Origin of the sequence: Pseudogemmobacter hezensis, assembly GCF_013155295.1 — a bacterium.
Taxonomy (GTDB): Bacteria; Pseudomonadota; Alphaproteobacteria; order Rhodobacterales; family Rhodobacteraceae; genus Pseudogemmobacter; species Pseudogemmobacter hezensis.
The window spans coordinates 108,775-127,107 of record NZ_JABJXT010000007.1; the positions used below are offsets into that span (position 1 = coordinate 108,775).

Annotated in this window: 18 protein-coding genes; 15 read left to right on the plus strand and 3 right to left on the minus strand. The window is 62.9% G+C overall.

Annotated elements, in window-relative coordinates:
* Positions 1-277: 277 nt before the first annotated feature.
* The 5 genes from dnaE (at position 278) to HOY34_RS09830 (ending at position 7,265) form a co-directional block, all read left to right on the plus strand.
* A complete protein-coding gene (dnaE, locus tag HOY34_RS09810; protein ID WP_172362256.1) occupies positions 278-3,766 on the plus strand; it encodes a DNA polymerase III subunit alpha in 3,489 nt (1,162 codons plus the stop codon).
* A gap of 158 nt (positions 3,767-3,924) precedes the next feature.
* Positions 3,925-5,172, plus strand: a complete 1,248-nt coding sequence (locus tag HOY34_RS09815; protein ID WP_172362258.1) for a GTP-binding protein — start codon at positions 3,925-3,927, stop codon at positions 5,170-5,172.
* Between the two features lie 39 nt (positions 5,173-5,211).
* Positions 5,212-5,499: a DUF6525 family protein gene (locus HOY34_RS09820; RefSeq protein WP_172362260.1), complete on the plus strand. Its 288-nt coding sequence runs from the start codon at positions 5,212-5,214 to the stop codon at positions 5,497-5,499.
* Between the two features lie 111 nt (positions 5,500-5,610).
* A complete protein-coding gene (locus HOY34_RS09825; protein WP_172362262.1) occupies positions 5,611-6,294 on the plus strand; it encodes a DUF1007 family protein in 684 nt (227 codons plus the stop codon).
* Positions 6,276-7,265, plus strand: coding sequence for a nickel/cobalt transporter (locus HOY34_RS09830; RefSeq protein WP_172362264.1), 990 nt, complete (start codon positions 6,276-6,278; stop codon positions 7,263-7,265). The genes HOY34_RS09825 and HOY34_RS09830 overlap by 19 nt, the downstream gene beginning before the upstream one ends.
* Positions 7,266-7,288: 23 nt before the next feature.
* On the opposite strand, the gene HOY34_RS22065 is transcribed toward HOY34_RS09830, so the two are convergent.
* Positions 7,289-7,474: a SlyX family protein gene (locus HOY34_RS22065; RefSeq protein ID WP_366926942.1), complete on the minus strand. Its 186-nt coding sequence runs from the start codon at positions 7,472-7,474 to the stop codon at positions 7,289-7,291.
* Between the two features lie 262 nt (positions 7,475-7,736).
* On the opposite strand from HOY34_RS22065, the gene hisS reads away from it, so the two are divergent.
* Genes hisS through hisG form a run of 3 tightly spaced genes read left to right on the plus strand, consistent with a single transcriptional unit; the run spans position 7,737 to position 11,037 of the window.
* The gene (hisS, locus tag HOY34_RS09840) at positions 7,737-9,221 is read left to right on the plus strand and encodes a histidine--tRNA ligase (protein ID WP_172362268.1); all 1,485 of its coding nucleotides are present in this window, start codon (positions 7,737-7,739) and stop codon (positions 9,219-9,221) included.
* Positions 9,218-10,327, plus strand: a complete 1,110-nt coding sequence (locus HOY34_RS09845; protein WP_172362270.1) for an ATP phosphoribosyltransferase regulatory subunit — start codon at positions 9,218-9,220, stop codon at positions 10,325-10,327. Before hisS ends, HOY34_RS09845 begins: the two co-directional genes overlap by 4 nt.
* The gene (hisG, locus tag HOY34_RS09850; RefSeq protein ID WP_172362272.1) at positions 10,324-11,037 is read left to right on the plus strand and encodes an ATP phosphoribosyltransferase; all 714 of its coding nucleotides are present in this window, start codon (positions 10,324-10,326) and stop codon (positions 11,035-11,037) included. Before HOY34_RS09845 ends, hisG begins: the two co-directional genes overlap by 4 nt.
* A gap of 144 nt (positions 11,038-11,181) precedes the next feature.
* Here the strand turns inward: hisG and HOY34_RS09855 are convergent, their stop codons facing one another.
* Positions 11,182-12,030 (minus strand): bifunctional allantoicase/(S)-ureidoglycine aminohydrolase, encoded by an 849-nt coding sequence (locus tag HOY34_RS09855; protein WP_172362274.1) that lies wholly within the window; start codon positions 12,028-12,030, stop codon positions 11,182-11,184.
* Positions 12,031-12,187: 157 nt separating this feature from the next.
* Here HOY34_RS09855 and HOY34_RS09860 point away from each other — a divergent pair, with 157 nt between their 5' ends.
* A complete protein-coding gene (locus HOY34_RS09860) occupies positions 12,188-13,702 on the plus strand; it encodes a DUF2125 domain-containing protein (protein WP_172362276.1) in 1,515 nt (504 codons plus the stop codon).
* A 162-nt stretch (positions 13,703-13,864) separates the two neighbouring features.
* Here HOY34_RS09860 and HOY34_RS09865 read toward each other — a convergent pair whose 3' ends face one another.
* A complete protein-coding gene (locus HOY34_RS09865; RefSeq protein ID WP_172362278.1) occupies positions 13,865-14,119 on the minus strand; it encodes a hypothetical protein in 255 nt (84 codons plus the stop codon).
* A 417-nt stretch (positions 14,120-14,536) separates the two neighbouring features.
* Here HOY34_RS09865 and secE point away from each other — a divergent pair, with 417 nt between their 5' ends.
* The 6 genes from secE (at position 14,537) to rplL (ending at position 18,223) form a co-directional block, all read left to right on the plus strand.
* Positions 14,537-14,728, plus strand: a complete 192-nt coding sequence (secE, locus tag HOY34_RS09870) for a preprotein translocase subunit SecE (protein WP_172362280.1) — start codon at positions 14,537-14,539, stop codon at positions 14,726-14,728.
* Between the two features lie 244 nt (positions 14,729-14,972).
* The gene (gene nusG, locus HOY34_RS09875) at positions 14,973-15,506 is read left to right on the plus strand and encodes a transcription termination/antitermination protein NusG (RefSeq protein WP_172362282.1); all 534 of its coding nucleotides are present in this window, start codon (positions 14,973-14,975) and stop codon (positions 15,504-15,506) included.
* A 98-nt stretch (positions 15,507-15,604) separates the two neighbouring features.
* Positions 15,605-16,057 (plus strand): 50S ribosomal protein L11, encoded by a 453-nt coding sequence (gene rplK, locus HOY34_RS09880; protein ID WP_172362284.1) that lies wholly within the window; start codon positions 15,605-15,607, stop codon positions 16,055-16,057.
* A gap of 5 nt (positions 16,058-16,062) precedes the next feature.
* The gene (gene rplA / locus HOY34_RS09885; RefSeq protein ID WP_172362286.1) at positions 16,063-16,761 is read left to right on the plus strand and encodes a 50S ribosomal protein L1; all 699 of its coding nucleotides are present in this window, start codon (positions 16,063-16,065) and stop codon (positions 16,759-16,761) included.
* A gap of 493 nt (positions 16,762-17,254) precedes the next feature.
* The gene (gene rplJ / locus HOY34_RS09890) at positions 17,255-17,770 is read left to right on the plus strand and encodes a 50S ribosomal protein L10 (RefSeq protein WP_172362288.1); all 516 of its coding nucleotides are present in this window, start codon (positions 17,255-17,257) and stop codon (positions 17,768-17,770) included.
* Positions 17,771-17,851: 81 nt separating this feature from the next.
* Complete coding sequence (rplL, locus tag HOY34_RS09895; RefSeq protein WP_172362290.1) at positions 17,852-18,223, plus strand: 50S ribosomal protein L7/L12; 372 nt, start codon at positions 17,852-17,854, stop codon at positions 18,221-18,223.
* Positions 18,224-18,333 lie beyond the last annotated feature (110 nt).

Consider the following 18,333-nt stretch of genomic DNA (forward strand, 5'->3'; position numbering starts at 1 on the left):
GGTTTCCATCCGGGCCTCAATAGTTGCACCGCGCCCCTGACCGCAATGGCCTGCGGGTGTTTGCTGGCGCGGATATCGTCAATCGGGCGGGGGATGCGTGAATTTTCAGCCGCCTGATGCCGCCCGGGCGGCCAGCCAGGCCGGAATGCATGGCCAAATCGGGGGTGATCCGCCGGGACCGATTCTCTCGCCCGGGTCTTTCGCGCAGGGGGTGTGAAGGGCGCAGGCGGCGAACCGCCCCCTTTCACGGGGGGCTGGCAGTTGTTAGGTTGGCCCCATGTCAGGCGCACCCCGATTCATCCATCTTCGCACCCATACCGAGCACTCTTTGCTGGAGGGCGCGATCCCGGTCAAAAAGCTGGTGAAACTGGCCGCAGCGGCAGAAATGCCCGCGATTGCCGTCACCGACACGAACAACATGTTCTGCGCGCTGGAGTTTTCCAGCCATTGCAAGGATGCGGGCGTGCAGCCGATTGTCGGCTGTCAGGTCGCGCTGGAATATGACCCCTCGGCGCCTGGCGAAAAGCCCCGGATGCCCGCGCCCATCGTGCTGCTGGCGCAGTCCGAGGCGGGTTATATGAACCTGATGAAGCTGAACTCGTGTCTTTATCTCGATAAGGCGGGTCAGCTGGTGCAGGTCACGGTTGACCAGCTGGCCGCGCATGGCGAGGGGCTGATCTGCCTGACCGGCGGGCCTGACGGGCCTTTGGGGCGGCTGTTGCAGGGCGGGCAGGAGCCGAAAGCGCGGGCGCTGCTGGAGCGGCTGGCGGCGATTTATCCCGACCGTCTTTATGTCGAATTGCAGCGCCATCCGGGCGAGGGCGGCAAGCTGCCGCCCGCCGAGGCCGGGTCAGAGCGCGGCCATATCGAGCTGGCCTATGCGCTTGGCCTGCCGCTGGTTGCCACCAATGATGTCTATTTCCCCAAAACCGACATGTATGAGGCGCATGACGCGCTGATCTGCATCGCCGAGGGCGCCTATGTCGACCAGCTGGAGCCGCGCCGCCGCCTGACGCCGCAGCACTATCTGAAGTCCGAATCCGAGATGTGCGCGCTTTTCGCCGATCTGCCCGAGGCGCTGGAGAATACCGTCGAGATCGCAAAGCGCTGCGCCTTCATGGCCTATAAGCGCAAGCCGATCCTGCCGAAATTCGCCGATGATGAGGTGGAAGAGCTGCGTCGCCAGGCCTGGGAGGGGCTGGAGAAGCGCCTTGCGGTGATCCCACTGGCCGCACCGCGTGAGGAATATGAGGAACGGCTGAAGTTTGAACTGTCGATCATCGAGCGGATGGGCTTTCCCGGCTATTTCCTGATCGTGTCTGACTTTATCAAATGGGCCAAAGAGCACGATATTCCGGTCGGGCCGGGGCGGGGCTCGGGGGCGGGCAGCCTGGTGGCCTATGTGCTGACCATCACCGACCTTGATCCGCTGCGCTATGCGCTGCTGTTCGAGCGGTTTTTGAACCCCGAGCGGGTCTCGATGCCCGACTTCGACATCGACTTCTGCATGGATCGCCGCGAAGAGGTGATCCGCTATGTGCAGGAAAAATACGGCCATGACAAAGTGGCGCAGATCATCACCTTCGGCGCGTTGCTCTCAAAGATGGCGGTGCGCGATGTGGGGCGCGTGCTGCAGATGTCTTACGGCCAGGTCGACCGCCTGGCCAAGATGATCCCGGTTGAGGGGGTCAAGCCGGTTTCCATCACCAAGGCGCTGGCCGATGAGCCGCGCCTGCGTGAGGCCGCGAAGGAAGAGGTCGTCGGGCGGCTGTTGAAATATGCCGAACAGGTCGAGGGGCTTTACCGCTCGGCCGGCACCCACGCCGCCGGTGTGGTGATCGGCGACCGGCCGCTGGATGAGCTGGTGCCGCTGTATCAGGATCCGCGCTCGGAAACCCCGGCCACCCAGTTCAATATGAAATGGGTCGAGGCGGCGGGGCTGGTGAAGTTCGACTTCCTCGGCCTGAAAACCCTGACCGTTATCAAAGACGCGATCCGCCAGGTGCTGGAGGCGGGGCGCCCGCTGCATATCGGCCCCGACGGCACGCAGCTTTACGAACCGCCTGCGGGGGCGGAGAATGACATCGGGCATATCCCGCTCGATGACAAAGCGACCTATGATCTTTACTCGGCGGCGCGCACGGTCGCGGTCTTCCAGGTGGAAAGCTCGGGCATGATGGATGCGCTGCGGCGCATGAAACCCACCTGTATCGAGGATATCGTGGCGCTGGTGGCGCTGTATCGCCCCGGCCCGATGGAGAACATCCCCACCTATTGCGAGGTGAAGAACGGCACCAAAGAGCTGGAGTCGATCCATCCGACCATCGACCACATCCTGAAGGAAACCCAGGGCATCATCGTCTATCAGGAACAGGTGATGCAGATCGCCCAGGTCATGGCGGGCTATTCGCTTGGCGGCGCTGACCTTTTGCGCCGCGCCATGGGTAAGAAAATCGCCGAGGAAATGGCGAAGGAACGGCCCAAGTTCATCGAGGGCTGCACGGCCACCCACCAGATCGACACCAAAAAATCCGGTGAGGTGTTCGACCTGCTGGAGAAATTCGCCAATTACGGTTTTAACAAATCGCACGCGGCCGCCTATGCGGTGGTCAGCTATCAGACCGGCTGGATGAAGGCGAACCATCCGGTTGAATTCATGTCCGGCGTGATGAATTGCGATATCCATCTGACCGACAAGCTGGCGATCTATAAGCGCGAGCTGGACCGGATGGAGGTCAAGGTCGTCCCTCCTTGCGTCAATCGCAGCCTGGCGGTGTTTTCGGTCAAGGATCAGCAGCTGGTCTACGGCCTTGGCGCGCTGAAAAACGTCGGCGTCGAAGCGATGAAGACGATTGTCGAGGCGCGTGGCCAAAAGCCCTTTGCGACGATTTTCGACTTTGCCCGCCGGGTGGATCTGAAGAAGATCGGCAAGCGCCCGATGGAGATGCTGGCCCGCGCCGGGGCCTTTGATCAGCTGGACCCGAACCGGGCACGTGTATTCGAGGCGCTGGACGGGCTGGTGGCCTATTCGGCGGCGGTGCATGAGGCGGCGGCCTCGGCCCAGGTCTCGCTGTTCGGCTCGTCTGGTTCGGACATACCCGAGCCACGCATCCCCTTCCGCGATGACTGGCTGCCGGTCGAACGCCTGGGCCATGAGCATCAGGCGATCGGCTTCTACCTGTCGGGCCATCCGCTTGATGATTACATGTCGGCGCTGAAACGCTCAAAGGTCGAGACCCTGACCGAGATCACCCGCAAGGCGCTGGCCAAAGGCCCCTATATCGCCAAGATCGCGGGCTCGGTTTCGGCGCGGCAGGAACGCAAATCGGCCAAGGGCAATCGCTTCGCCTTTGTCTCGCTTTCCGATCCGACCGGGCTTTATGAGGTGACCTGCTTCTCGGATGTGCTGGAAGCCTGCCGCGATTTCCTGGAGCCCGGCTGCAATGTGGTCCTCACGGTCAAGGTCGATCCCGATGGCGAGGGCGTCAAGCTCCTGGCCAATGGGGTCGAGCCGATTGACCGCGTGGCCTCTCGGGCTGAGGCCGCCGATATCCGCATCCATATCGACCGCCCCGAGGCGGTGACCTCGCTTGCGCTTTTGCTGGGGGAACCCGCTGGCGGGGCGCGGGGGCGGATCACCCTTTGTGTGCCCGATGAGGAAGGGCGCGAGATCGACCTGCTGCTGCCCGATCCCTATCCGGTCAGCCCCCAGGTGCGCGGCGCCATCAAGGCGATGCAGGGCGTGGTGATGATCGAAGAGGTTTGAGCGGCCCCCGTTCCGCTGCATCTCTGGCACCAACACCGGGCCGCGCCTGGTCTGATTTTCTGAAAACATCCCCCTCAGCGGCCCGCGCATTGCGGGCTGTTGCCTTCTGCTGTCACCTGCAGTAATTGCGATGTAATAACATTACATTTGAGGATGCCATGCCAGCCAGCCCCCAATCAGGTGACAGCCGTCTGCCGGTTACAGTTCTTTCCGGCTTTCTCGGTGCAGGCAAAACCACGCTTTTGAACCATGTGCTGAACAACCGTCAGGGCCGCCGTGTCGCGGTGATCGTCAATGATATGTCCGAGGTGAATATCGACGCAGACCTGGTGCGGGCCGGCACCGAGCTGTCGCGCTCTGAGGAAAAGCTGGTCGAGATGAGCAATGGCTGCATCTGCTGCACCCTGCGCGATGACCTTTTGGCAGAGGTGCGCCGCCTCGCCGCAGAGGGGCGCTTTGACTATCTGCTGATCGAATCCACCGGCATTGCCGAGCCGCTGCCCGTCGCCGCGACTTTTGATTTCCGCGACAGCGCGGGCGAAAGCCTCTCAGATGTGGCGCGGCTGGATACGATGGTGACCGTGGTCGATTCCGTCAATCTGACCCGCGATTTCGCCAGCCATGATTTCCTGACGGATCGCGGTGAATCCCTCGGCGAGGGCGATCAGCGCAGCCTCGTCTCTTTGCTGACTGATCAGATCGAGTTCGCCGATGTGATCATCCTGAACAAGACCAGCGCGGCGGGGGCGCAACGCCTTGATACGGCGCGCAAAATCGTGCGGGCGCTGAACCCCGATGCGCGGGTGATCGAGACCGATTTCTCGCAGGTCGCGCCAGAGGCGATCTTTGACACCGGGCTGTTTGATTTCGATCAGGCGCATCAGCATCCCCTTTGGGCGAAAGAGCTTTACGGCTTTGAACACCACACCCCCGAGACCGAGGAATATGGCATTTCCTCATTCGTCTACCGCGCCCGCAGGCCTTTTGATCCGGCCCGGCTTTATGCCGTTCTCAATGGCGATCTGCCGGGGGTGATCCGCGCCAAGGGGCATTTCTGGCTGGCGACGCGCCCGAATTGGGTGGCCGAATTCAGCCTGACGGGGGCGATTTCCGGGGTGACGCCTTTGGGGGGCTGGTGGGCCTCGGTGCCGCGTGAACGCTGGCCGACCCATCCCGACTCGCTCAGCGAGGTTCTGTCGCATTGGCAGGAACCCTGGGGGGATCGCCGCCAGGAGCTGGTCTTTATCGGCGCCGGCATGGACCAGCCAGGGCTGATCGCGGCGCTGGATGCCGCCCTGGTGGCGCAGACAGATTTCACGCCCGCACTTTGGGCGGGGCTGGCGGATCCTTTCCCGGCCTGGGGCAATACGGGCCGCAAAGCGGATGGGCAAAGCGATGTCGCCTGAGGGCCGCTTTCCCCAGACCCGGCACAGGGGGGCATGCTGATGGGGCGCAATCTTGTCACCTCGCTGCGCTGTCGCGCCCGCGCCCGCCCGATGGATCGATTTGACCGTTTGCCGCCCGAGCTGCGCCACTGGCTGGCGCGGGCCGCGCTGCCCTGGAGCCCGCAGTCCGCCGCGCGTCTGTGGCAAAAGGCGCTGCGCGAGGCGGCGGGCGACCGGGTGGCGGCGCTGTCGCGGCTGGACCGCGCCGAGGCACGCCTGCTGGCGCGGGACGGGCGGCAGGTCTGGGGCGCGGATTACCCCCAGGCCGCCCTGGGAAAGCCAGGTTGATGAGGGGGGCCTGGCTGATGAGGCTGCCCTGGCAAGATCCTGCCCGCGCCATGGGGGATGTGATCGGTTGTGAATTGCCCTGCGCCCGCCCTGGGCGCTACCACAGGGGCCATGGCATCCCACACCCCCCGCGTTTCTTCCGGCCTTCTTTCTGTCCTTTTCTGCGCCGTGCTTTTGCCCGGGGTGGCAAAGGCGCATCCACATGAATTTGTTGATACAAATCTCGGTTTTCAGTTCGATGAGGCCGGGAAACTGGCAGCGATTTCCGTGGTCTGGCTTTATGACGACCTGACTTCGCTGCTGATCCTGGCGGATCTGGGGATGGATATGGATGGTGATGGTGTGCTGAACCCGGATGAGGCGGCGCGGCTGCAGCAAATGGCCGGGAACTGGCCCGAGGGCTTTGACGGCAACCTCTATCTGGCGGCAGATGGGGTGCCGCTGGCGCTTTCGGGCCCGCTGAACGGCCAGGCGGGGCTGCGCGACGGGCGGATCTGGATGACCCACCTGCGGGCGCTGACCACAAGGATCGGGCCAGAGCTGTCCGGGGTCTCGCTGCAGGCCTATGATCCCAGCTATTACATCGCCTATGATCTGCAGGGCAGCCCTGCGCAAAGCGGGCGGACGGATTGCCGGATCTCGACTCTTGCCGCGGATACAGCGGCGGCCCAGGCGCTTTATGACCAGGCGGTCAGTGAGGTGACCGGGGCAGAGCTGGCCGATGGTGATTATTTCCCCGAAATCGGCGGTGCATTCGCCGCAACGCTGAGGCTGGAATGCGACGCATTGCCATAATCGCCACCGGAGTTTTGCTGGCAGCCGCCGCGCTGGTCTGGGCCTTTGGGCTGGATCAGCGGGTGGCGCAGATGGTGCTGGGGCTGCAGCGCGATTATCAGAACGCACTTGGCCGGGTGCTCAGGGCACTGCGGGCCGGGGATCCGGGGGCGATGGCCTCGTTCCTGGGCATCTGCTTTGCCTATGGGTTTTTCCACGCGCTTGGGCCGGGCCATGGCAAGGCGCTGATCGCCGCCTGGAGTTTTGGTGCCGGATCTGGCGCAAGACGGGCGCCCGGGCGGGTGGTGATGGTGGCGGCGCTGGCCTCACTGGGGCAGGCGACGGTGGCGGTTGCGGTGATCTGGGCTGGGATCTGGCTTTATGACGGCATGCGCGAGCGGGTCGAGGGCCTGGCCGCGCTGATTGATCCGATTGCGCTGATGCTGATCGCGCTTTTGGGGCTGATCCTGTTCCGGCGCGGGCTGCGCCATCTGGCACGGCATTCGGGGGATCATTCCGCGGTCCATCCGGCGGCCCATCCGGCGGCTCATCCGGTGGGGCAGGAAACCGCCGGGGCGCATCACCATCATGATCACCACCATGACGCCGATTGCGGCTGTGGCCATCAGCATATGCCGGATGCCTCGGCGGTGGCCCAGGCGCATGGTTGGCGCGAGATCGCGCTTTTGGTCGCGGGGGTGGCGCTGCGCCCCTGCACGGGTGCGCTTTTCATGCTGATCCTGACCTGGCGGCTGGGGCTGAACGGGCTGGGGATCCTGGGCGTCTATGTGATGGGTTTTGGCACCTTCCTGGTGACCGGCATCGCGGCGCTGCTGGCTGTCACCCTGCGCAGCACGTTAGAGCGGGCGGTCAATGCGCCGGGAAGTGCGGCGCTGCTGCAGACCTCGGGGCGGCTGGCGGCGCTGATCGAGCTGGCGGCCGGAGCGCTGATCTTCATCCTGGGCCTCTCGGCGGCGCTGCGGCTGCTGTGACGCGGCCAGGCTGGCCGAGGGGCCTACCAATGGGGCGGCGGCTGGTTGGCGGCAGGGGCCTCGCCTGCCATCATCTCACGCTCTGCCTCGCGTTCCATCAGCATCTGGACGCGGCGCGACAGCGTGGTGATTTCCCGGTCCTGGCGGGCGACCACCTCGGAAAGATCATCCACCGCCCGGATCAGATGCGCGAGCTTTTCCTCAAGCACCTCAGCCCCCTCAAGCGCCCCAGCCCTTTGTGCCCCAGCCCTTTGTGCCCCAGCCCTTTGTGCCTCAGCCCTTTGTGCCTTAGCCTGTTGCTGTGCTGCTGTGTCACCCATCGCCAGATCCCGCATATTTCCCACGCAGGCAGAGAATGCGATATCCGCCCGGGGGGCGCAAGGACGGGCGCCCCCCGCATCCGCCGCTTGTCGGTCCTGGCCCCATCCGCTAAGGGGATTGCAAACCGATCTTACAGCCGGGAATACACCCATGTCCGAAGGCAAGACCCGCCGCCCCAAGGCCGAAACGCCCAAAGGGTTCCGTGACTATTTCGGGACCGAGGTCACCGAGAGAAAGGCAATGCTCGACGCGATTGCCGGGGTTTACCATCGTTACGGCTTTGACGCGCTTGAGACATCTGCGGTGGAAACCGTTGAGGCGCTTGGGAAATTCCTGCCAGACGTTGACCGCCCGAATGAGGGCGTTTTCGCCTGGCGCGACGAGGATGAGGCCTGGATGGCGCTGCGCTATGACCTGACGGCGCCTCTGGCGCGGGTTGCGGCGCAGTATCGCAACGATCTGCCCTCGCCCTATCGCCGCTATGCGATGGGCCCGGTCTGGCGCAATGAAAAGCCAGGCCCCGGTCGTTTCCGTCAGTTCTACCAATGCGACGCCGATACGGTTGGCACGGCTTCCGTCGCGGCGGATGCCGAGATCTGCGCCATGTTGTCGGACGCGCTGGAAGTGGTCGGCATTCCGCGCGGCGATTACGTGGTCAAGGTGAACAACCGCAAGGTTCTGAACGGCGTGATGGAGGTGGCGGGCGTCCTTGACCCGTCTGACCCGACCCGCTTTGAGGCCGAGCGCGGCATCGTTCTGCGCGCCATCGACAAGATCGACCGTCTGGGCGACGCCGGCGTGCGGGCGCTGCTGGGCGAGGGCCGCAAGGACGAAAGCGGCGATTTCACCAAAGGCGCGGGCCTCAGCCTGGAACAGGCCGAGGTTGTCATGGGCTTTGTCTCTGCCAAACGCGACAGCGGGGCGGAAACGGTTGCCCGCCTGCGTGAGCTGGTCGGCGCATCCGTGCTGGGGGCTGAGGGCGTCAATGAGCTGGAAACCATCGCCACGCTGCTGGATGCGGGCGGCTATGGTGCGGATCGGATCGTGCTGGATCCGGGCGTCGTGCGCGGCCTTGGCTATTACACCGGCCCGGTGTTCGAGGCCGAGCTGACCTTTGAAATTCTGGACGAAAAAGGCCGCAAGCGCCAGTTCGGCAGCGTGGCGGGCGGTGGGCGCTATGACGATCTGGTCAAGCGCTTTACTGGCCAGGCGGTGCCTGCGACGGGGGTTTCCATCGGCGTTGACCGCCTGCTGGCGGCGCTGCATGCGAAGGGCCGCGTCGCGGCGGATACCACCGGCCCGGTCGTGGTGACCGTGATGGACCGTGACCGCATGGCCGATTACATGGCTATGGTTGCTGATCTGCGCCAGGCGGGCATCCGCGCCGAGGTCTATCTGGGCAATCCGAAGAACTTCGGCAACCAGTTGAAATATGCCGACAAACGGCAAAGCCCGGTCGCGGTGATCCAGGGCTCAGACGAGGCGGCACGGGGTGTTGTCGTGCTGAAAGATCTGATCCTTGGCGCGAAAATCGCCGAGAATGCCACGCTTGAGGAATGGAAGGACCGCCCCGCGCAGCTTGAGGTGGCCCGCGCCGATCTGGTCCAGGCCGTCAGAAAGATGCTGGCGCAATGAGCCTTACCGCCAGCGAAAAGGCCGGGGTCCGCGCCGTCGCCGAAGAGCTTTACGCGCGGTTTCTGGCCACCGGGGCGGCCCCGGTCGAGACCGATATCCTGCAGCCTGCGGGCACGCTTCTGGATCTTTACGGCGAGGATATCCGCGCCCGCGCCTATGTGACCGCCGATCCGGGCCTAGGCGAGATGATGCTGCGCCCTGACTTCACCGTGCCTGTGGTCCAGGCCCATATGCGCGACGGGGCGGAACCCGCGCGTTACGCCTATATGGGCGAGGTTTTCCGCCGCCAGGAAGATCCGCAGGCGCGCGCCCGCGAATATCTGCAGGTGGGGTTTGAGGTCTTTGACCGCGCCGCACCCGCCGCCGATGCTGAGGTTTTCGCGCTGTTTTCCGACATTCTGGCGCCTTTGAAGCTGCGCCCGGCCACCGGGGATATCGGGATCCTGATGGCGGCGGTGCGCGGTCTTTCGACCTCAGACCGGCGCAAGGCGGCTTTGTTGCGCCATATCTGGCGGCCGCGCCGCTTCCGGGCGCTGCTGGATCGTTTCGCAGGCCGCGCCGCGCCTTCGCCCGCCCGCGCCGCTCTGCTGTCGCGGTTGAAATCCGACGCGCCCGCCGCGCTGGTTGAGGCGGCAGGGCCGCTGGTTGGCCTGCGCTCGGCCGAGGATATCGCGGAACGCGCGACCGCGCTGATTGAGGATGCGCAGACGCCCCCCATCGCCGCGCCTGAGGCTGCGCTGCTTTATGATCTGTTGAACCTGCAGGCCCCCGCGCTGGCGGCGCTGGCGCATCTGCGCGGCATTGCACCGATGCTGCCCGCGATCACGCCCGCGATTGACACCTTCGCCGCCCGGCTGGAGGCCCTGCAGGCGCGGGGCGTTGATGTGGCAAACCTGCCATTCGAGGCCAGCCACGGCCGCACCACGCTGGAATATTACGACGGCTTTGTTTTCACGCTGACCGCAGGCGATGCGAACCTGCCTGCGATTGCCTCGGGCGGGCGCTATGATGCGCTGACGGCGCAGCTGGGGCAGGGCGGCTCTATCCCGGCGGTGGGCGGCATCATCCGGCCAGAGCTGGTCGCCAGGCTGCGGGGGGATCTGTGATGATCAAGATCGGGGTGCCCTCGAAGGGGCGGCTGATGGAAAAGACCTTTGACTGGTTCAGCGCCCGCGGCCTGAGCATGGCAAAGACCGGCAATGACCGCGAATACTCCGGCGAAATCAACGGGATCGACGGCGTCGAGCTGGTCATGCTGTCCGCAGGCGAGATCCCGCGAGAGCTGGACGCAGGCCGCATCCACCTTGGGGTGACCGGCTCTGATCTGGTGCGCGACAAGCTGGCGGGCTGGCAGACCCGGGTGATCGACTGGCAGGCGCTTGGCTTTGGCCATGCCGATCTGGTGATCGCAGTGCCCCAGGCCTGGGTCGATGTGGATACGCTGGATGATCTGGACGCAGCCGCCAGCGCCTTTCGCGCCCGTCACGGGTTCCGCTTGCGGATCGCCACCAAATATCACCGTCTGGTGCGCGACTATCTGACCGCCAATGGCGTGGCCGATTACGCGCTGACCGACAGCCAGGGCGCGACCGAAGGCACGGTGAAGAACCTGACCGCCGAGGCGATTGCCGACATCACCTCTTCAGGTGAGACGCTCAGGGCCAACCATCTGAAGATGCTGTCAGACGGGCCGATCCATCAAAGCCAGGCCACGCTTTTCGTGGCGCGGGCTGCGGATTGGAGCGGGGCAGGACGCGCCTCGCTGGCCGAGCTGGCAAAGCGGCTGGGCATGCCCCTGCCAGATCTGGCGGACTGATCTGCCCGATCTGGCGGGCTGAACGGGTGGGCTGATCTGGCGGGCTGGACGGGCGGGCTGGACGGGCGACGCCCTTCGTGGCGGCGGCCTGGTCCGGCGTGTTTTGTGCCGCCTGTTTCAGCACGACTTTGGTTAACGCGGCGGTTAACGCGGCGGACCGAATGCGCCAGGCCCGCGCAGTCTGGCGTGGCGGTTCACGTCTTTGTACAGCAGATAGCGGAACGGGCCAGGCCCGCCCGCATAGCAGGCCTGGGGGCAATAGGCGCGCAGCCACATGAAATCGCCCGCCTCGACCTCAACCCAGTCCTGGTTCAGTTTGTAGACCGCCTTGCCCTCCAGCACATAGAGGCCGTGTTCCATGACATGGGTCTCCTCGAAGGGGATCACGCCGCCGGGCTGGAAGGTGACGATGGTGATATGGCCGTCATGGCGCAGATCGTCAGGGGCCACAAAGCGGGTGGTGGCCCAGGTGCCATTGGTGTCTGGCATTGGTGCGGGCGGGATGTCGCGCTCGTTGATCACCAGCGGCTCGGGCGGCGTCAGGCCGGGGGCGGGCTCCCATATTTTGCGGATCCAGTGAAAGCGGGCCGGGGTCGCGCCCTCGGCAAAAAGCGTCCAGCGGCTGCCGGGCGGGATATAGGCGAAGGATCCCGCTTCCAGCTCATGGCCCTGGCCGTTCAGGGTAAGGGTGGCAAGGCCGCCGGTGAAGAAAAGCCATCCCTCGGCACCGGGGTCAGGCTCGGGGGTTGCAGAGCCACCGCCGGGTGCCACCTCCATCACATATTGGCTGAAGGTTTCAGAAAAGCCGCTCATCGGGCGGGCGATCATCCAGAGTTTGGTCTTGCTCCAGCCGGGCAGATATGAGGTCAGGGTGTCGGCAAAGCAGCCCCTGGGGATCACCGCATAGGCATCGGTGAAGATGGCGCGCCCGGTCATCAGCCGGCTTTGCGGTGGCAGGCCGCCCTCTGGGGCGTAGTAGCTGCGATTTGTCATCGGGCCGAGCTTTCCTCTGGGCTGTGTTGCGATAAATTGCGGGATATTTGCCCGGGAAGAAAAGCGGGAAATCCCGCCGGTCGGGAAAGGCTGACTTGCGGTTTCCTGCCAGAATGGGCATGTCATTCGCGTATTTGCAATGTACCGGAGAAATCACATGGCGTTCCTGAGGCATGGCTTTGCCGTTCCCGCAATTGTCGTTCTGATGAGCGGCAGCGCCCACGCCGCGCTGACCGCCGATCAGGTATGGCAGTCCTGGAAGGACGGCGCAGGCCTCGTTGGCCTGGATATCAAAGCTGCGACCGAGGCAAATTCGGGCGGCACGCTGACCCTTAATGATGTGACGGTCGCCCCCGATGACATCGATGAGCCGCTGAAGATCTCGTCGCTGACGCTGGTCGAGAATGGCGATGGCTCTGTCACCATCACCCCCGGCGATGCGATTGGTCTGAAGGTTGGTGACGACAAGGCTGGCGGCACGGCCAATGTCGAGCATGACGCTCTGGTCATCACCGCCCGCGAAGGCGAAAATGGCGGTATCGTCTATGATTACGAAGCAAACCGTCTGAGCGTGGTCTATGACTTCGTCTCTGAAGGCTATAGCTTTGACGACACCAAACCGGCCGAGCCGAACAAAGACAATGGCTCTGTCACCGTCGAGGGGCTGAAGGGCAGCTACAGCGACACCCCCGGCACCAACCGTGTGTTCAGCCTGGCGCTGGAAGCGGCGAAACTGGGCTATGCGATCAACTCTGACTATCCGGGGCTTGAGACCTCCAGCAAAGCGGTCACCGACAGCGATGATGCAAAGCTGAACTTCGAGTTCACGCTGCCCTCGACCATCGCGCTGGCCGATATCGACACCGCAAGCGAGCTGAAAGCCGCGCTTGAGCAGGGTCTGGCGCTGAAGCTTTCCAGCTCGAACGGCGAATCGCGCGGCACCTCCAGCGAGAAGTCGATGTTCTTCTCGTTCGATATGGATCTGACCGCTGGCCCGGCCATTGCCGAGGTTCTGTTCAACAAGGATCTGTTCAGCCTGACCTCGTCGGGCGCGGATGGGATGAAGATCAACGTCAACTCGGAGGGCCTGCCGGCCCCGGTGCAGATCAGCCTGGACAGCGCCGAAGTGAAAGTGCTTTCGCCGGTTATGTCGGGCGAGACCGCGGCTGACTACGGTATCGTTATGAAACTGGATCAGCTGACGCTGAATGACGAAAGCTGGGCGCTCTTTGATCCGACTGCCGCGCTGAAGCGCGAGCCGATTGACCTGGCGGTTGATATCGACGGCAAGGCGAAAATCGACTGGCTGGCGATGGCGATTGCCGATGAGCAGGGCCAGGAGCCGGTGATCCCGCAACCGGAATCGCTGAACCTGAACCAGATCGTGCTGAAACTGGCGGGTGCGGCGCTGAACGCAACCGGCGCGCTGACCTTCGACAATTCGATGGGCATGCCGGCACCGCTGGGTGAGGTCAATATCGACCTGACCGGCGCAGAGCAGCTGATCGCTGGCCTGATCGCGATTGGCGCGATCTCGGAAAGCGACGCGATGGGCGCCCGGATGATGATGGGCATGTTCATGGTGGCCGGCTCTGAGGAAGACAGCCTGACCTCGAAAATCGAGTTCAAAGAAGGCTTCAGCATCTTCGCAAACGGCCAGCAGATCCAGTAATCCTGCACTGCAGACAGACCACCAGCGCGGCCCTTCGGGGCCGCGTTTTCATTTCAGCCCCGGCCTTTTGCAGCGGCGCTGTCGGGCAGGGCGCAAAACAGAATAAACCCGGCTCAGTGCGGATCTGAGCCGGGTTTATTCTGTGACTGCAGCCTCTTTGGCTCAGTAGCCGTATTTGCGCAGCAGAACCATCAGGCGCCCCGTCAGCTGCGAGGTATTCCCGACGATGGTCAGATCATCGCAAACCTCATGGGCGATCAGCCCGGCCGTGTCGCGGGGCATGCCCGGGCGGATCTCCTGGATGAAGTCCACGAATTCGGCGCGGGAATCATTGATCAGACCCCAGTTGGACACCGGCCCGCGGTTGCAGGGGTTCTCAAAGGTCCGCACAGTCTGCGCCGCAACGGGCAGAGCCATAAGTCCGACTGCTGTGGCAGCGGCTATGATTTTATACATTTTTCTAACCCTAAATCGTCACAATTCTGCCCGATAATTCTGCCTTGCGCCGTTGCCCGAGTCCATATGCTGATTTGGAAACAGTGATCGTGGCATTCCCGGCATTCCTGGCGAAAGCCGCAATAATCATATGGGCCGTGCAACCCTGGGGCGTCATATCCGCCCGCCGCGGTCTGCCGGGTGATTCCTTTGTGCAGGCACCGAACAGCCCCCCGCGATAAGCCCGCGAGAGGCTGCCCTCTGGCGCAATCGTGACGCAGGAAATCGCGCCTCGCCCGGGCTCTGATGCGGGAATGGGTTGAACTCTGCGCTTCCAGGCCGTATCCGAGGGCGGCTGGCCTGTGGTGGTCAGCGGATTTTACCTGGGACAGCGCAGTCATGGCGAGCACCAATCCACTTCAGTTCCTGCAGCAGGTTCGCGGCGAGGTCGGCAAGATCCACTGGCCGAAACGCCGTGAAGTGGTGCTGACGACGATCATGGTCTTCATCCTGTCGGCACTGGCTGCGACCTTCTTCAGCCTGGTCGATCTTGGCGTTCGCTGGGGTCTTGAGCTGATCTTCGGCGTCTGAAGCAAGAGAGACCTGGGCGGGCCCGCGTGAAGGGCCCGATTGGACTTGATCGGCGCTGGCGTAGCGGCTAAATCCGCTGCGACGTTACGACAGGGCGTGCACCGATTCGGGGTGTGCGCTGTTTTTTGTTCCTGCGCATGCGCTTTATTGTGTATTCGCGGGGAAAGGCGGCCGGACGAACCGGCTTTTTGGAAACAAGGGGCCGACCCCTCGGCCTGAGCAGTCAGAAAGTGGAAGCGAAGCCATGGCAAAACGCTGGTATTCTGTAAGCGTCCTCTCGAATTTCGAGAAGAAAGTGGCTGAGCAGATCCGCACTGCCGTGGAAGAAGCTGGCCTGCAGGAAGATATCGACGATATCCTCGTGCCCACCGAAGAGGTGGTCGAGATCCGTCGCGGCAAGAAGGTGACCTCAGAGCGTCGCATCATGCCGGGCTATGTGCTGGTTCATATGGAAATGACCTCGCGCGGCTATCACCTGATTTCGTCGATCAACCGCGTGACGGGCTTCCTTGGTCCGCAGGGTAAACCGATGCCGATGCGTGACGCCGAAGTGGCTGGCATGCAAAGCACCACCGCCGAGCAGGGTGAGGTTGCGCCGCGCAATCTGATCCGCTTCGAGATCGGCGAGAAAGTCAAAGTCACCGACGGGCCCTTTGAGGGCTTTGACGGGATGGTCGAAGAGGTCGATGAGGTGGCAAGCCGCCTGAAGGTCTCGGTTTCGATCTTTGGCCGGGCGACCCCGGTCGAGCTGGAATACACTCAGGTCATCAAGGTCTGAGTGCATCATGCGGAAGGCGCGCGCCTGATTTCAGGTGACAGACCGGACCGCTAAACGCGCCTCCATGAGGGCGGCGCCGTGAAAGAGGAGAGGGCCAAATGGCCAAGAAAATTATGGGCAGCCTCAAGCTGCAGGTGAAAGCGCAACAGGCGAACCCGTCGCCGCCCGTCGGCCCGGCTCTGGGTCAGCGCGGTCTGAACATCATGGCTTTCACCAAAGAATTCAACGCCAAGTCGGCTGAGTATCCGCCGGGAACCCCGATCCCGACGATCATCACCTACTATCAGGACAAGTCGTTCAGCCTCGAGCTGAAGACGCCGCCGGCTGCTTTCCTCGTGAAAGAAGCTGCTGGCCTGAAGCCGGTTGGCAAGCGCAACCGCACCAAAGGTTCGGACAAGCCCGGTCGCACCGTGGCAGGCTCGATCACCACGGCACAGCTGCGCAAGATCGCTGAGACCAAAATGAAGGATCTCAACGCCAATTCGATCGAAGCGGCTATGAATATCGTTCTGGGTTCGGCCCGGTCCTGCGGCATCGAAGTGAAGGGCTGATCGACATGGCAAAGCTCGCAAAACGTGTGAAGAAAGCGCAAGAAGCTTTCGCTGGCAAGGACAACCTGGCGCTTGACGCGGCAGTTGCTCTGATCAAATCGGCAGCCTCGGCGAAATTCGACGAGACGCTGGAAATCGCGATGAACCTTGGCGTTGACCCGCGTCACGCAGACCAGATGGTCCGCGGCGTTGTGCAACTGCCGAACGGCACCGGCAAAACCGTGCGCGTCGCAGTTTTCGCCCGTGGCGCCAAGGCTGATGAGGCCAAGGCTGCAGGCGCAGAGATCGTCGGTGCAGAAGACCTGCTGGAGAAAATCCAGGGCGGCATGCTCGATTTCGATCGCTGCATTGCAACCCCGGACATGATGCCGCTGGTCGGCCGTCTGGGTAAAGTTCTCGGCCCGCGCAACCTGATGCCGAACCCGAAAGTGGGCACGGTGACCATGGATGTCGCAACCGCTGTGACCAACGCCAAGAGCGGCGAAGTCCAGTTCAAGGTCGAAAAAGCCGGTGTTATCCATGCAGGTATCGGCAAGGTGTCCTTCACCGAAGAGAAGTTGGCTGAAAACGTCCGCGCCTTCGTTGACGCTGTGACCAAAGCCAAACCGGCTGGCGCCAAAGGCACCTACGTGAAGAAAGTCTCGCTTTCCTCGACCATGGGCCCGGGCGTTTCGCTGGATCTGGCGACGACCGCTTCGGCCTGATCGCTGCGATATATCTAAAGAAGCCGCCGCCCTGTTGGGGCGGCGGTTTTTCGTTGGGGACAGCTCGCGCATATGCCATTCTGTGGAAGCCTCCGGCGGGGATATTTGGAGACAGATGAAAATCCGCGATCCATTCATCTGTCCCTAAATATCCCGGGGGTGAGCGGCGCAGCCGCGAGGGGGCAGGGCCCCCTTTGCCCCGGAAATGGCAGAAAGCCAGCCGTACAGCCTTGGCATTAGGGAGTAGACGGGGTAGAGAGGCCTTCTGTTGAGGCTTCGTGATTCGTCGCTTGGCCTCGGCACGCTTTGTCCGAGATGGCTGGTGGTGCGCAAACGCCTTAATTTCCGGCCTGAGATGGAGTTCGGGACGATATTTTCTGAGGCTTGCCTCGGGTGATTTTGGCTCTCGGGACGACATCATGGACCCGAATGCTTTGCCCGGAAGGGCAGGGCTGACTTGAGCCGGGGGAAACCCCAAACTTGGAGTGAAACTGTGGATAGAGCCCAGAAAGAGAAATTGGTCGAGGATCTCGGCCAGATCTTTGAAAGCTCTGGCGTCGTAGTGGTTGCCCATTACGAAGGCATGACGGTTGCACAGATGCAGGATCTCCGTGGGCGTATGCGCGCCGTCGGTGGTTCCGTTCGCGTTGCCAAGAACACGCTCGCCAAGATCGCCCTTGACGGGAAAGCCATCGCAAAGATGGGTGACCTGCTGACGGGCATGACTGTGCTGACCTTCTCGGAAGATCCTGTTGCTGCGGCAAAGGTTTCCGAGGCATACGCCAAGGACAACGAGAAATTCGTGATCCTGGGCGGTGCTATGGGTGGCACTGTTCTGGACCAGGCCGGTGTCAAAACCGTGGCTTCCATGCCGTCGCGCGACGAGCTTCTTGCTCAGATCGCGTCGGTGCTGGGCGCTCCGGCTTCGAACATCGCTGGTGCAATTGGCGCGCCTGCCTCGAACATCGCTGGCATCCTGTCGACCATCGAGGACAAGGCCGCGGCATAAGCCGGGGCTTACACCTCATGTCTTTCGTAGGGTTGATCCAATCGTCGTTGGACCCCATCTTAACTGAACGGAATGTGAAAAATGGCTGATCTTAAAGCTCTCGCCGAACAAATCGTTGGCCTGACCCTCCTGCAAGCTCAGGAACTGAAGACCATCCTGAAAGACGAGTACGGCATCGAGCCGGCTGCTGGCGGCGCTGTCGTCATGGCTGCTGCTGGCCCGGCTGCTGCTGCAGAAGAAGAGAAAACCGAATTCGACGTCGTTCTCGTCGAAGCCGGCGCTAACAAAATCAACGTCATCAAAGAAGTCCGCGGCATCACCGGCCTGGGTCTCGTTGAAGCGAAAAACCTCGTTGAAGCTGGCGGCAAAGTCAAAGAAGGCGCTGCCAAAGCTGACGCAGAGGAAATCAAGAAGAAGCTTGAAGCTGCTGGCGCTAAAGTCGAGCTCAAGTAATCTGACATGCGGGGTGCGTCCCCGCAGGTTTGATTTTCAGGCAGGGGGCGGAGCAATCCGCCTCCTGCCATTCGCGTCCTGAAAGGGGATTTTACGAAATCCCCTCTCCG